This window comes from Actinomadura rupiterrae (assembly GCF_024172125.1).
GTDB lineage: Bacteria > Actinomycetota > Actinomycetes > Streptosporangiales > Streptosporangiaceae > Spirillospora > Spirillospora rupiterrae.
Genome location: NZ_JAMZEA010000003.1, coordinates 203,051 through 216,422, shown reverse-complemented (window position 1 = coordinate 216,422; position 13,372 = coordinate 203,051). Strand labels below are relative to the sequence as shown.

12 protein-coding genes are annotated in these 13,372 nt (G+C 71.9%); 3 read left to right on the top strand and 9 right to left on the bottom strand.

Annotated elements, in window-relative coordinates:
• Position 1: 1 nt before the first annotated feature.
• From FHU30_RS09870 to FHU30_RS09850, 5 genes are all read right to left on the bottom strand, one after another.
• Complete coding sequence (locus tag FHU30_RS09870; RefSeq protein WP_253874296.1) at positions 2-1,201, bottom strand: response regulator receiver protein; 1,200 nt, start codon at positions 1,199-1,201, stop codon at positions 2-4.
• Complete coding sequence (locus tag FHU30_RS09865; protein ID WP_253874294.1) at positions 1,198-3,378, bottom strand: protein kinase domain-containing protein; 2,181 nt, start codon at positions 3,376-3,378, stop codon at positions 1,198-1,200. The genes FHU30_RS09870 and FHU30_RS09865 overlap by 4 nt, the downstream gene beginning before the upstream one ends.
• Before the next feature lie 160 nt (positions 3,379-3,538).
• On the bottom strand, positions 3,539-3,877 hold the full coding sequence (locus tag FHU30_RS09860; RefSeq protein WP_253874292.1) for a DUF4282 domain-containing protein: 339 nt from the start codon (positions 3,875-3,877) through the stop codon (positions 3,539-3,541).
• A gap of 293 nt (positions 3,878-4,170) precedes the next feature.
• Positions 4,171-5,766, bottom strand: coding sequence for an LCP family protein (locus tag FHU30_RS09855; protein WP_253874290.1), 1,596 nt, complete (start codon positions 5,764-5,766; stop codon positions 4,171-4,173).
• A 108-nt stretch (positions 5,767-5,874) separates the two neighbouring features.
• Positions 5,875-6,678, bottom strand: a complete 804-nt coding sequence (locus FHU30_RS09850; protein ID WP_253874288.1) for a hypothetical protein — start codon at positions 6,676-6,678, stop codon at positions 5,875-5,877.
• Between the two features lie 356 nt (positions 6,679-7,034).
• Here FHU30_RS09850 and FHU30_RS09845 point away from each other — a divergent pair, with 356 nt between their 5' ends.
• The gene (locus FHU30_RS09845; RefSeq protein ID WP_253874287.1) at positions 7,035-7,889 is read left to right on the top strand and encodes a serine/threonine-protein kinase; all 855 of its coding nucleotides are present in this window, start codon (positions 7,035-7,037) and stop codon (positions 7,887-7,889) included.
• Between the two features lie 264 nt (positions 7,890-8,153).
• Here the strand turns inward: FHU30_RS09845 and FHU30_RS09840 are convergent, their stop codons facing one another.
• Positions 8,154-8,753 (bottom strand): OmpA family protein, encoded by a 600-nt coding sequence (locus FHU30_RS09840; protein ID WP_253874286.1) that lies wholly within the window; start codon positions 8,751-8,753, stop codon positions 8,154-8,156.
• A gap of 12 nt (positions 8,754-8,765) precedes the next feature.
• Positions 8,766-9,326, bottom strand: coding sequence for a hypothetical protein (locus FHU30_RS09835; protein WP_253874284.1), 561 nt, complete (start codon positions 9,324-9,326; stop codon positions 8,766-8,768).
• A gap of 139 nt (positions 9,327-9,465) precedes the next feature.
• On the opposite strand from FHU30_RS09835, the gene FHU30_RS09830 reads away from it, so the two are divergent.
• Positions 9,466-10,053: a helix-turn-helix domain-containing protein gene (locus tag FHU30_RS09830; protein WP_253874283.1), complete on the top strand. Its 588-nt coding sequence runs from the start codon at positions 9,466-9,468 to the stop codon at positions 10,051-10,053.
• Positions 10,054-10,120: 67 nt separating this feature from the next.
• Here the strand turns inward: FHU30_RS09830 and FHU30_RS09825 are convergent, their stop codons facing one another.
• Positions 10,121-11,155, bottom strand: coding sequence for a LysR family transcriptional regulator (locus FHU30_RS09825; protein WP_253874281.1), 1,035 nt, complete (start codon positions 11,153-11,155; stop codon positions 10,121-10,123).
• Between the two features lie 504 nt (positions 11,156-11,659).
• Between FHU30_RS09825 and FHU30_RS09820 the strand changes: the two genes are divergently transcribed.
• The gene (locus FHU30_RS09820; RefSeq protein WP_253874279.1) at positions 11,660-12,502 is read left to right on the top strand and encodes a hypothetical protein; all 843 of its coding nucleotides are present in this window, start codon (positions 11,660-11,662) and stop codon (positions 12,500-12,502) included.
• 169 nt (positions 12,503-12,671) lie between these two features.
• Here FHU30_RS09820 and FHU30_RS09815 read toward each other — a convergent pair whose 3' ends face one another.
• Positions 12,672-13,355: a Crp/Fnr family transcriptional regulator gene (locus FHU30_RS09815; protein WP_253874277.1), complete on the bottom strand. Its 684-nt coding sequence runs from the start codon at positions 13,353-13,355 to the stop codon at positions 12,672-12,674.
• Between the last annotated feature and the right edge of the window lie 17 nt (positions 13,356-13,372).

The following is a 13,372-nucleotide window of genomic DNA, read 5'->3' as shown; positions in this document are numbered from 1 at the left end:
GTCACTGGTCGGGGTTGTGTTCGCGTTGGCGTTCGCGGGCTCGTGCCTGGGGGGTGCGGGTTCCGGTCTGCCGGGTCTCGGCCCGGACGGGGAGCCGCTCCACGCCCGGCGCGAGCCGCCAGGTGACGTCGGAGCCGATCCCGGCGTCCTCCAGGCGCTCCCTGGCCGCCTCGAACGCGTCGCACCACTCCTGCTCGCGCTCGACGTCCACGCGCCGGTCGTTCTCGCTCAGGACGGGCGTCTCGCGGATCATCTTCGCGCGCAGCTTCGCGTCGCCGTCCAGCCGCATCCGGACGCTGTGGTCCGGCCAGTCGCCCTTGGACAGCACGAGCGAGCCGTTGTCGGCGGTGACGGTCTCGAAGCTCTGCTGGACCTCGTAGCCGAGGTCCTCGAACGCCCTGGTGACCTCCGACAGGACGTACTGACGCTCGGCCTCGGCCTGCTCGCGCGCGTCCTGCCGCGCCCTTGCCTGCTTCAGCTCCTCGCGGCGGACGCGGGCGTTCTCGTTCGCACTCTGGACGCGCAACCGGACCTCGGTCAGGACGGTTTCGGCGTCCTGCGCGGTCCCGGTTCCGGACAGCAGCTTCGCCGCCTCGACGACGTCCCGGCGCTCGTCCTCGGTCGCATCGGGGAGCAGTCGTGCGAGGACGCGCCCGAGTGCCTCGTCGATCCCGGACGCCGAACGTTCCGTTGCAGATGATTTGTGTTCCGTTGCGGATGATCCGCGTTCGGACGAGGACGCCGCCGGGCGTGTGGAGGCGTCGCGTGTCGGGGTTGCGGATGTGTCCGTGGTGAGGGGGGTGGCGGCGAAGATCTGGGTGCCGAGGTCGGCGGCGATCTTTCTGGAGAGGGCGGTCTCGGCCTCGTCCAGACGGGTGTCGGTGGCGGCGCACCAGGCGGTCAGGTCGTCGGCCGCGTCGTCCTCGCTGGGCGCGAGCGGAGCCGGGAGGTTCTCCGCGCCCAGCTCGTCCAGGGCCCGGATGCGGGCGTTGCGCTCAACGACCTCGCGGAGCGCGCGCTCCAGGTCCCGGACCTCGGCGAGGCGGCGGCCGCGCGCCTCGGCACGTCCGGCGGCGCGTTCGGCGAGAGCCTCCGCGCCGCGTCCGGCCAGGCCGCTCGCGCGGCCGAGCGCGCGGTTCATCCCCAGGGTGAGGACGACCGCCGCGTCCAGGACGATGTCGGCCTCGACGCCGCTGCTCATGGTGTCCTTCCGTCGAACGTGGTAGCGCGGGCCGCGCGCCAGCGGTGCAGGCGGACGCCGGCGGCCACGCCGTGCGCGACGGCCGCGACCGGCATGACCAGCATCCACAGCAGGCCGCCCGCGGGGGTCGCGGCGGCCAGCGCGATCAGCAGCAGGGCGAACATGACGCCGAAGACCAGCGCGAACGGTACCAATCCGCGTTTGCCCGGAGTGCCGCGCATGGCCTGCCCGACCTTGTTCATGCCGCGTCCGCTCGCCGACAGTGCGCGCGAAAGCAGCGCCCACGGGCCATGCGGCAGGTACTCGCCTCCCTGTGCGCGCGCGACGAACACCTCGGCCGCGCACTCCGCCGCCCACGCCAGGACGGCGACGAACCCCAGCATCACGAACCATCCGGTCGGACCGGTCTTCGTGCCGCTTCCCGACAGTTCGGCGATGACCCAGCTTCCGGCCAGCCAGAACAGCAGGATCGGGACCGACCATCCGACCGCCCGGGTGACGGCCGAGCTCCTCTGCGCCAGCCGCCGCTGCTCCTGCTCGTCCCGAAGGCGGCGGATCTCCTCCGCCTTGATCTCCTCGGCGCGCCGGTCCCGGTGCCGCGTCTGCGCCTCCGCGGCTGCCTCCGGCTGCGTCCGGACGACCGCCAGCAGCCGCAGCGGATCATCGTCGGCCGCGCCGTCCACCAGCCACGCGAACCACGGGACGTCCTGCCCGTGCTCCCGCGCCAGCGCCCGCCTGAGCGCCTCCGCCGTCTCCGCCGGACGCGCCGCCAGCGCGAGCAGCGTCAGCAGGACGACCGGCGGCTCGTCCGGCGGCACCTCGCCCGCAACCGGGGTTTCGGACACGCCGGTCTCCGGCAGCCGCGCCTTCGCCGACAGCGGCAGCGCGTCCTGCGAACGCAGCCACCGCGCCAGGTCGTTCCAGGCCGCCACGTGCCGCCGCCACTGCACATCGACCTGCGCCAGCTCGTGCGCGCCCTCGAACCCGGCGAGGACGTCCAGCAGCCGCTCGTCCCAGAGCCCCTTGCCGAGCAGGCACGCCGTCCGGTGGTCGGGATGTCCCGGTTCGCTCGCCAGCGCGGCCAGACCGGGCAGATCGTCCGCCGTGACGCGCCGTCCCAGGTAGTGCGGCGGCAGCTGCGGATCGAGCCAGCGGACGAGGTGCAGCAGCTTCCCGTCCGCGCTCAGGTCCGATGTCAGGTACCGGTCGACCAGCTCGATGCGGCTGTCGTCGGGGATCTCCGCGAGCCACTCGCGCAGCGCCCGCCACGCCTCCCCGGCCTCACCGCGCCCGAACAGGTAGACCGCGGCCCGGTCCCAGCGCTCGACCAGGGCCCGCGCGAGCTCCTTCCGGTCGGTGAACCGCCGCCCGTCGAACGGCAGCCCCGGCCCCCCGACCTCCTCCGCGACCTCCGGCGCCTCCCCGTCGAGCCATGCGCTGACCTGCTCGAACGTCCATCTGCGGCGCGGGTCGCGCGTCAGCAGCCCCCGCACGAGCAGCCGCAACCGCGGGTCGGCCACGTCGTCCACCGGCATCGGACGCGTCGCCAGATGATCGACCACCGCCGTCTCGCTCAGCCCCAGGAACGGCGGCCGCCCCGTCGCCATCTCCCGGACGACCATCCCGAGCGACCACCAGTCCCGCGCCGGCGACACCTGCCCCGACAGCGACTCCGGCGCCGCGTACGCGAGCGTCCGCGACGACGACGCGAACACCACGCTCTGCTCCAGCACCCGGCTCAGCCCGAAGTCGGTGATCGCCGTCCGCAGCGGTTCAACCGACGTGACCAGGACGTTCTCGGGCTTCAGATCCCGGTGCACGATCCCCGCGTCGTGCAGCGCCTTGATCCCGGCCGCCAGCTGCCCGACGACCTCGCCGACCGTCCCCGCGTCGAGCGGACCGTCCATGACCGTCCGCAGGTTCCCGTGCTCGGCGTACTCGGCGACCTCGTAGTCCCGTCCGCCGGCGCTCCCCGTCTCCAGGATCCGCACCACATGCGGCGACCCCAGCGCGGGCAGCTTCGCCCAGACGTCCCGGTCCGCGTGGTATCCGCGCCGGAACACCTTCATCACCAGCTCGCGCCCGCCGCCGTCCCGCACCAGCAGCAGATCCGACTCGGCCCCCTGCACCGGCAGCTCCGCCACCACCGAGAACCGCGAGGCCAACTCGTCCGGCAACCGAACCAGCGCCCCGCCACCCTCACGCGGCCCCGGAACGTCCCGCCGGGTAACCCCCGCATCCCGCCGAGTCTCAGCCCGACCGAGCCCGCCGTCCGGCCCCTCGCCGCTCTCACCCACCAGCGCCGCCCACCTCACCTAACCCAACCCGACCCGACCGTCAGATCTTGTCCTTGATCACGTGCAGGTACTCCACGCCCTTGAACCGCACCATGACGGCCTCCATGAGGATCCGCACCATCAGCAGTTCGAAGAGCCAGACGAACGGCGAGGCGACGGCCATGATGACCCCCCACGCCCAGAAGTTGTCCCAGGTCGCGATGCGCAGCCCGAGCAGCAGGAACGCCACGCACTGCACGCTGATCAGCAGCAGCGCCAGGATGTACCAGAACTTGATCAGCTTCGGCGTGACCAGGGTGTCGAAGTTGGCGTCCAGGAGCGCGGCGACGATGCCCTGCTGGCGAGGCGGCGGCGTCCACGTCTGCTGCGGCCCGGTCATCCGCGGCTGACCCTGATCCGGTCGCGGCCCGGGGACGGGGCCGGGCTGCTGGTAGGACGGCGGTTGCGCCTGCTGCGGAGGGGAGGGGGCCGGCGGAGGCGGACCATATGGGCGGCCCGAGGCGCCCGGCGGCTGGGACTGACCGGGGTCGGAAGGGTGCGTCATCGCCGTCTCCTGGAGGTGTTCCTGACCGTTGGAACGACTCTAGAGCGCGCACGCCCGCAAGGCCTGCCAGCCAAGCGCCTCCGGCGGCCTCGTGGCGCGGTGGCGTCTCGGCGACCAGCCGATATGCCTCAGTTTTGGGTGCAGGGGTTTTGGGTGGGGTTGATGCCGCCGGTTATGGAGTCGAGGGCCTTCGGGGGGAGGAGTTGGAGGCCGTTCGCGCCGAGGGTGAGGCGGAGGGTGCCCGGGGGGACGCTGGGGTCGGGGGTGAGGACGGCGGTGGGGGCTATGCGGGCCAGGCGGGTGGCCTGGGCTTCGGCGGAGGGGGCGTAGGAGAGGGTGGTCTGCTGGGCGGGGGCGGCCTTGTCGACCTTGGCGTCGACGGTGAAGCCGCGGCGGTGGAGCTGCTGGACGATGCGGGTGACGTCCTCGGGCTTGGCGCCGGCGTCGACGACGGCGACGTGGACCTTGGCGGGTTTCGGGGCGTTCGCGGTTTTCGGGGCGTTCGCGGGGAGGGGGCGGCCGGCGGTCTGGGGGGTGGGCGGGGCCGCGGGGAGGTCGTTGTCGTGCTGGACGGCCTGGAAGAGCGCCTTGGCCTGCGTCTGGTCCCACTGGACGCGGTTCGGGTCGGGGGCGTAGGGCTCGACCGGGACGGTGACGAAGCGGACCTGTCCGGCGCTCATGTCCTTCAGGCCGTCCGCGATCTTCTTCATGGTGCCGAGGTCGAGCTCGTCGTCGGTGGTGACGGACTTGGTGGCGGCCTTGAGGAAGCCGTAGGTCTTGGCGGGGTCGGTGAGCATGGACGAGCTGGACGCCTTGCTCACGACGGACGCCATGAACTTCTGCTGGCGCTGGATGCGTTCGAGGTCGGAGCCGTCGCCGAGGGAGTAGCGGGCGCGGACGTAGCCGAGGGCGTCGTCGCCCTTCACGGTCTGGCGGCCCGCCTTGAGGTGCAGTTCGGCGCGCGGGTCGTCCACCGGCTTGTCGAGGCAGATCTCGACGCCGCCGAGCGCGTCCACCATGCGCTTGAAGCCGATGAAGTCGACCTGGACGAAGTGGTCGATGTGGATGCCGGTGAGGGATTCGAGGGTCTTCCAGGTGCAGGTCGGCCCGGCGTAGGCGAACGCCTCGTTGATCATGCCGAAGTGCGCCGGGACGTCCGCGCCCTTGTCGCGCTTGCAGGTGGGCATCTGCACCATCGAGTCGCGCGGGAAGCTGATCCCGACGGCCTGGTCGCGGTTGGGGGACAGGTGCAGGAGGATCGTGGTGTCCGACCGCGCTCCGGAGATCTCGGCGGCCGAGCCGTACCGGCCGTTCTCTCCCTCGCGGGTGTCGGAGCCGATCAGCAGGATGTTCAGGGACTTGTTCAGCTTCGCCGGGCGGTTCTCCCCGAGCCTGCCCTTGACGTGCTCCTGGCGGATGTTGCCGCGGAGGTCCTGGTAGAGCCAGGCCGCGACGCCCCCGGCGAGCAGGACGGCGCCCGCCATGCCGGCCGCGACCCAGCGCAGCACCCGCCGGTTGCGGGCCTTGCGGCGGGCGAGGCGTCCGGTGCGGCTCTCGTCCTCCTCGGCGTCGGCCTTGGCTTCGGCCTCGGCCGACTCCAGCCCGACGGCCTCCAGCCCGGACGCCTTGGCGGTGCCCTCGGCGGTCGCGGGGGTCTCCGGCGCGGACGCGTCCTCGGGGAGGTCGGCGCGCGGGTGCTCGCGGCCGGGGTCTTCGTGGCTCATTCGGTCCCGTTTCGAGGTCAGCACTGGTGGGGCGCGGGGTCGCCCTGCCAGATTATGGGGCCAAAGTGGGCAAAGTTCCCTAGTCGGGTTCGTGGTGCCCTGTCAGAGTTAGGCCGGATTCTGCCAGTTCGGCGGCGGAGGCGGCGGCCCCTCCCCCTGCTGCCCGCCGGGCTGCGCCTGGCCGGGCCCTGCCGGGGGAGACTGCCCCGGACCGGACGAGGGGGCCTGACCCCCGGCGGGCGGAGGCGCCTGGGGCGGCCCGGGCGGGGGCGCCTCGACGGGGTACGGCGGTTGCATGTCGTACGGCTGGGGCTGGACGGGCTGCGGACTCTGCCCGTACGGATACCCCACCGGCGCCTGCCCGTAGGGCGCGTGGACCGGCCTGAAATAAGCGCCGGACCCCTTGTTCCAGAGCAGCACGACGGTCACGAGCCCGATCAGCCAGGAGATCGCGCTGACCGCGAAGCTCGCGGGCGTGCTGGACCCCACGTTGATCCGGCTCGATCCTCCCGCGGCCAGCGTGACCAGACTGGCCAGCGTGCTCAGCGTGAAGATGCCGAAGAACACCGTCCCGGTGATGCGGGCCCACTGGCGTCCCGCCCGGTTGGTGAACGCCATCCAGATCCACAGGCCGACGCCGATCACCGCGAACACCCCGGCGATGGCGATGACCACCGTGACCAGCGTGTTCAGGGACGAGTCGGTCGGCGCGGTCCCGTTGTCGATCAGCTGCCTGCGGAGCTGGTCGCGCAGCGCGCTGATCCGCACGACCGTGACGATGAACCCGAGGACCTGCATCGCGGCCCCGGCCAGCATCAGGTAGAACGCGATCTGGACGGTCTGTGGAAGGGGTGGACGAACCGGGGACTCCGCGTACCGGGGCCCCGGATAAGGGGGAGGTCCATAGGACATCGCATGCTCCTGACCGAGGGAGGACACCACCAAGGCGTCCTCCTACCTCTTACTGACAACCGAACCCACCGAACGGTTCACGCCCCCACCCCAACAACCCCCGCTCCCACCCGTGAGCAGACCACACCCCCACCCCTAAGAACACCCCACCCACCCCGCGCACAGCCTGGGGCGTAGGGAGCCCGCGCACAGCCTGGGGCGTTGGGAGGGAGCACAGCCAGGGGGTGTGGGAGGGGGTGCTGGTGAGGAGGCGGAGGGCTGGGTTGTGGGGGTGGGCGAGAAACCTGGGCCGGAGGTTGGGGGACCGGAGGGTCGTGGGGTCGGCTGGGTGGGGGGTGGATGCGTACGATTCGGGGGTGCATGGGGGTTGGGTGGTTGGCGGGCGGTTCGCCATGCTGGACCGGATCGGGGCGGGCGGTAGCGGACGCGTCTGGCGCGCCTTTGACCGGGACGAGCGGCGGTATTGCGCGGCCAAGCTCGTCCGCAGCACGGACGGCACTGCGGTGTTGCGCGCCATGCGGGAACGGACGTTGCGGCTCGCGCATCCGCATGTCGTGACGCCGTACGCCTGGTGCCCGACGTCGGACGGCGATGTGCTGCTCGCGTTGGAGCTGGTGCGCGGCGGGTCGCTGGAGGCGCTGCTCGGTGACTACGGGCGGCTTCCCGCGTCCTACGCGGCGGAGATCCTGGATCAGCTGCTCTCCGCGCTCGGCCATATCCACGCGCAGGGCGTCGTTCACCGCGATGTCAAGCCCGCGAACGTGTTGCTGGAGCCCAGCCCGGTCGGCGCGCCCTTGATCCGGTTGAGCGACTTCGGGATCGCGCTCGGGGACGACGCGGAGCGGCTGACCACGACCGGGTTCGTCGTGGGGACGCCCGGATATCTCGCGCCCGAGGTGCTGGAGTGGGCGCGTCCGGGGCCCGCCCAGGATCTGTACGCGGCGGGCATGGTCGCGTGGCGCATGCTGACCGGCGCGGGGGACCCGGAGACGCGGCAACGGATCGGGCCGTTGCCGCCGGGCGTCCCGCCGCAGCTCTGGACCCTGGTCGCGCGCCTTGCCGCACCGGACCCGGCAGCCCGTCCTGTCTCCGCTGAGGCAGCCCGGCACGAACTCGCCGAGTGCGGACTGACCCTCGATCTCCCCGCGCGCACCCTCGATGGCGAACCCCTGCAGATCCTCGACCACCTGGGCCCGTCTCCCCAGCTCTGATGCCGCAGCCGAGTGCCCAGGACCGCAAGGAGTATGGGCGCCATGCGGATGAGTGTTCGCAGGCAGGCATGGTTGGCGCGCGTGATGGCTCTGGCCACCGGAGGGCGGCTCTGAGAGCTTGCGCGCCGGCTGCACCCCCTCCTGTCGTCTCGGCGCGAATGCCTTGCGGGTTGGTCTTCACGGATTGAGGCAGGGCTGGCCCCGCGCCTCTGGGGTTCTGGTCCACGCTCATGGTGGCTCGGTTCGTGGCGGGGTAAGCGGTGGTCAGGCAGGTTCGAAGGTGATTTCGACGCGGCGGTTCTTGGCGCGGCCATCGGGGTTGTCCTTTCCGTTGGCGGTGTTGGGGGCGACGGGACGGGACGAGCCGTAGCCCTTGGCGGTGATGTCGGCTTTACCGCCGATCAGGCGGCGGAGTTCGGCGGCGACGACGTCGGCGCGCTTCTGGGAGAGGGTGAGGTTGTAGGCGTCCTCGCCGAGGGCGTCGCTGTGGCCGCCGACCTGGATCGTGCCGGACGCGTTGCGCAGGCGTGCGGCCAGGCGGGTGAGGCTGCCGCGGGCGGCGTCGGTCAGCGTCGCCTGGTCGAAGTCGAACATGACGTCGGCGGAGAGGCTGACGGTGACCTTCGAGCCCTGTGCCTGCTCGGATTCGAGCGGGGACACGGACTTGGCGATGTCGATGTCGAACACCGAGGCGTTCGCGTTGACGTCCAGGACGGACTTCGCCAGCTCGCCGTCCGGCACCGGAGATGCGGACGGGGACGGAGACGGAGACCGGCCTCCGATCGCGGCCGAGGTCGGGGTGGCGGCGGACGCGTTTGATGGGGCAGCGAGTAGCAGGATGCCGAGGACGATGGTGACGGTCATGTGGCGCACGGGTCAGCGCTCCACTGGGATGGCGCGGAAGGTGGGCCAGGTGCCGAGCTGGACGTTCACCGACTTCACGTTCTCCGGTGGCGCGGCGAAGGTGAAGAAGACCTGGGTGGGCTGCTCGTTCGCGAGGGTGGCGAAGATCTCGCTGGTCTGGAGTTCGTGGCCGCCCGAATCCTTCACCACGACGTAGCGCTTGAGGTTGACGGGGTCGATCAGCGCGGGGTCGATGCCGTTGTGGCCGTTCAGCGAGAAGAGGCTCAGGCTCGACGACGGGTTCGGGACGTGCGGGGTGAACTGCGCGATCAGCGTCGCGAGCCTGCCGTCCACATGCAGGCTGTTGATGGCGATGTCGACCTTCGCGCCCGCGGCCAAGGGCGAGTCGAACGTGCCCTTCACGACGACCTTGCCCGCAGTCTCGACGGACGGCTTGCCGAGTCCGACCGAGTTCGCTGCTCGGACACCGGACGTGTGCCCGTCCGACTTTCCGCCGAGCCCCGAGCAGCCGGAGACCCCGCCGATGAGCAGGGCGGCCGCCAGCAGGACGGTCGCCGTTCGCGTTCCTCGCATGCCTTCCTTCCCTCCTTGATCACGACGGAGTCGCATCTGCAAACTCCATCCTCCGTGCCGACCCTCGATCACGAGGTATGATGTTCTGCGAATGGGAATCTAGCGTTTGCAGTTGCGAACGTCAAGTGGGAGGTTCGGCATGCCCGCCACGCAGGACGCCGTCGAGCGCAACCGGGCGCTGCAGACCGAGTGGTACGGCGAGCCGCTCGGCGACCGGTTCCGCCGCGTGCTCGACCGGATGGGGCTGTCCCAGTCGGGGCTGGCCGGCGTGCTCGGGCTGTCCGCGCCGATGCTGTCCCAGCTGATGTCCGGCCAGCGCGCCAAGATCAGCAATCCGGCCGTCCTGCACCGGCTGCTCGCGGTCGAGGAGCTGGCCGCCGAGGCAGACACCGTCCCGCCCGGCGAGCTGCGCGCCCGCCTGGACGAGATCCGCGAGGAGTCACCGACCACCACGTCCACCCTGCGCGCGGAGGGTCAGGGGCGCGCGACGTCGTCCGGGCGGGGCGGGGGCGTGATGGACGTGGCGTGGCACGAGGCCGCGCCGCCCGAGTCACCCGCCCGCGTCCTCCAGGCGCTGCTGAGGGAGGTCGCGTCCGCCGCCGAGATCGAGGCCGCCGCCGCGACGATCGACGTGAACTTCCCCGAGATCGCCGAAGTGCTCCGCGTCTACGGCAACGGCCGCGCCGCCGACGCAGAAGCCCACCTCAAGCGCACCCTCCAGCGATGACCCCCACCACCAGGGACCCGCCGCGACGGCCCGACCCCGAACCGTCCTGGGGGCGAGAACTCGTGGGTCAGGGGGTGAGGAGGGTTTCGACACCCGAGGGGAGTGCGCCTGCCAAACCGGCTTCTACGAGGAAGTTCTCCAGGGTCTCCTGGAAGGCCCGTGCGGCGTGGGTGAGGTCTACGTCCTTGCGGTGCGCCAGGGCGATCGTCCGGCGCAGGCCGTGGTCGGGGTGGGCTCGCCGGCCGCCGCGGGCCGGGTCGTCCTCGTCGGTGATGATCAGGGGAGTGCCGTGCAGGCCGGGACGTCCGGCCAGCACCATGCTCGGCACGACGGCGATGCCGAGGCCCGCCTCGACGAAGCGGAGCACGGCGTCCATCTCGCCGCCCTCGACCGCGAAGCGCGGCTCGAACCCGGCGGCGCGGCAGGCGCTGATGGTGGCCTCGCGCAGGTCGTAGCCGGGCCGGAACATCACCAGCGGACGGTCCCGGAGGTCGGAGATGTGCAGGTAGGGACGGCGCGGCAGCTGGCAGCCGCGGTCGGCGAGCCGTCCGCCCACGCCCGTTTCGGCCCGGTTCTCGGGCTCGGCGGCGGGGGAGGCGACGACCAGGTCCTCGCGCAGGATCGCCGTCGTCGAGAGAGGCGGATCGCCGTGCAGCGGGAGGATGACCAGGGCCAGGTCGAGCGAGCCGCGGGTCAGGTCCCGGACGAGGTCGCGCGAGCCGCCCTCCTCGACCAGCAGCTCGATGCCGGGGAAGGCGTCGTGGAAGCGCCGCAGCACGTCCCCGAGCAGGCCCGCGCACAGCGACGGCGTCGCGCCCAGCCGGACGCGCCCGCGCCGCAGCCCGGCGAGCTCCTGCACTTCGAGCCGGGCGGTGTCGACGTCCGCGAGGATCCGCTTGGCCAGCGGAAGCAGCGCCTCACCCGCCGGGGTGAGCGTGATGTTGCCGCGCGCCCGGCTGAACAGGGACGCGCCGAGCTCGGTCTCCAGCGCCCTGATCTGCTTGGACAGCGACGGCTGGGCGACGCGCAGCAGCTCGGCCGCCTGGGTGAAGTGCCTGACCTCCGCGACCGCGACGAAGTAGGCGAGCTGCTGCAACTGCACGCTCACAGGGTAGGGGCAGCCCGTCCGCGACCCGCCGCCCGACCCGGCGCCACCCGCCTCCACCCCAGGTCACCCCCGCCTCCCGCCAACGCCACCCCCGCAGCCCCGGCCCCCCGGCCTCGGCCCCCTCCGGCCTGCCCGGCCTGCCGACCGCCCCGCTCTGCCCCGGTCTCCCGCCCGGCCTCCAGGGCGTCCCGCTCGCGCGTTCCGCTCGGGTGCCTTGCTGGCGCGCGCTCTGGTCGGACGGGACGGTCGGGCGGGGGCGGGGTTTCTTGATCACTTTGGGGAGTGGGGTGTGTGGGTGGCATGGAGGCGGCGGGCGTTTCTTGTCACTTCTGATACATCCGCAACTTGAGAAACTTTCGCGACAGGGAGTATCGGGCCTGGTAAGGCCGTACTTATGCTTCGTCTGCCCCGCCCGCCGTGCGGGCGTTTTCCACCCCACACCCGCTCCCGGATCACCCCACGTCCGCCCCGCCACCGCCCCACGTGCTCGGAGCATGCATGAAGCGTCTGTCCCACCGGGTGTTCTCCCGGACCCTCGGCGCCGCCGGTCTCGGGGCCGCGCTCGCGGCCGGGCCCGCCGTCGCGGCGCACGCCGATGGGGCCTCGGGCTACACCCCAAGCAGCGCGGACTTCAAGGACTGCCCCGCGATCCCCCAGGGCGCGCAGTCCTGGCTGTGGAACTGCGTCGCCATCGTGATGACCGGCGGCGAGATGAAGCTGGGCGGCCTCACCCAGAAGATCACCTCGCCGATCACCGTCCCGGTGGCGGTGGGGCTGCACGAGTGGAAGCTGCAGATCCGCACCCCGGACGGCGGTTTCAGGAGCGACCCGATCTCGATTCCCAAGGAATCGGCGCCGCTCGGCCTGGACGGCTTCCAGGTGCGCGTCCAGCAGGCCGGAGCAATCACGCTCGGCAAGTACGTCCTGCCCGACAGCATCCCGCTGAAGGTGAAGACGGAGTACACCAAGGCGAACCTGCTCGGCGACAATTGCTACATCGGTAGCGACGCGGCACCGGTCTCGATCACGCCGAACCTGTCCGACCTGTCGTTGAAGAACGTGAACGGCGCCTGGGTCATCCCCGCGAAGATCACCGACACGGCGTTCCCGGTGCCCGCCGCGACCAACTGCGGCCTGCTCACCGGCGTGATGAACACGCTCGTCGGCCTGCCCAGCCCGAGCGGCGCCAACAAGGCGGACATCGACGTCGTCATCGGGGTCAAGAACTACATGTTCGGCCAGGTCACCGACGCGTTCGCCCGCGACCGCGGCATCACGGCGGGCAAGGTCCTGCCGTCGCTGAAGTCGGCGAAGGTCCCGGCCTCCCCGATCGCCTCCTGACCGAGGCCCGCACGCCAGGCGCCGCGTCCGCTCCCCCGGACGCGGCGTCCTGCATTCCCGCCCCGTCCGCGAGAGGCGCCCTCCGGCCTGTATCCCGGTCCGGCGCTGCACCATGTCGCGAAACGTTCGAGGTCAGCGGGCGTGACGGCGAAGCGAGAGTCGTTCGGGGTCAGCGGGCGTGGCGGCGGAGGGCTTGGATGTCGTGGACGATGACGCTCCGCCGGCCCGTCTCGATCCAGCCGTGCCGGCGCAGCGTGCGCAGGGCCTTGCTGACGGCCTCGCGGGACGCGCCGACCCAGCCCGCCAGCTCCTCCTGCGTCAGGTTCAGCGTGATCTGGACGCTCGCGCCGTTCACGCCCGTGTACGGGACGCCGAACCGTTCGGCCAGCTCGACGAGCCGCTGCGCGACGCGTCCGGTGGCGTCGAACATGCCGAACTCGACGCGGCCGCGGTCCGCCTCGCGCCAGCGCTGGCACAGCATCTTCATGATGATGAACGAGACGCGCGGGTTGGACGACAGGTAGGCGCGGAAGTCCTCGGTCGCGACGGCCAGCGCCCGCGCGGGCTCCAGCGTCTTCACCGACGCCGACCTCGGCAGCTCGTCGATCGCCGCGACCTCGCCCAGCAGCGCGCCCGGCCCCCGGACGCCGAGCACCGCCTCGCCGCCCTGCTCGCGGGTGGAGAACGCCTTGACCCGCCCGGTCAGCAGGACGGCCACCCAGGCGCCGTCCTCGCCCTCGTGGAACAGCACCTCACCGCGGTCGAAGGCGCGCACGCCGCCGCGGGATTCGAGGTCGGTGCGCTCGGCGGGGGTGAGCTCGGCGAGGAAGGAGCCCGGCTCCAAGGCGGTCATCCCTCCACGCTAAGACG

What these genes read in the sequence shown, in the direction of transcription:
- FHU30_RS09870 (WP_253874296.1), bottom strand. Translation starts at nt 1,201, where the DNA reads ATGAGCAGCGGCGTCGAGGCCGACATCGTCCTGGACGCGGCGGTCGTC.
- FHU30_RS09860 (WP_253874292.1), bottom strand. Translation starts at nt 3,877, where the DNA reads ATGACCGGGCCGCAGCAGACGTGGACGCCGCCGCCTCGCCAGCAGGGC.
- FHU30_RS09855 (WP_253874290.1), bottom strand. Translation starts at nt 5,766, where the DNA reads ATGAGCCACGAAGACCCCGGCCGCGAGCACCCGCGCGCCGACCTCCCC.
- FHU30_RS09850 (WP_253874288.1), bottom strand. Translation starts at nt 6,678, where the DNA reads ATGTCCTATGGACCTCCCCCTTATCCGGGGCCCCGGTACGCGGAGTCC.
- FHU30_RS09840 (WP_253874286.1), bottom strand. Translation starts at nt 8,753, where the DNA reads ATGACCGTCACCATCGTCCTCGGCATCCTGCTACTCGCTGCCCCATCA.
- FHU30_RS09835 (WP_253874284.1), bottom strand. Translation starts at nt 9,326, where the DNA reads ATGCGAGGAACGCGAACGGCGACCGTCCTGCTGGCGGCCGCCCTGCTC.
- FHU30_RS09830 (WP_253874283.1), top strand. Translation starts at nt 9,466, where the DNA reads ATGCCCGCCACGCAGGACGCCGTCGAGCGCAACCGGGCGCTGCAGACC.
- FHU30_RS09820 (WP_253874279.1), top strand. Translation starts at nt 11,660, where the DNA reads ATGAAGCGTCTGTCCCACCGGGTGTTCTCCCGGACCCTCGGCGCCGCC.
- FHU30_RS09815 (WP_253874277.1), bottom strand. Translation starts at nt 13,355, where the DNA reads ATGACCGCCTTGGAGCCGGGCTCCTTCCTCGCCGAGCTCACCCCCGCC.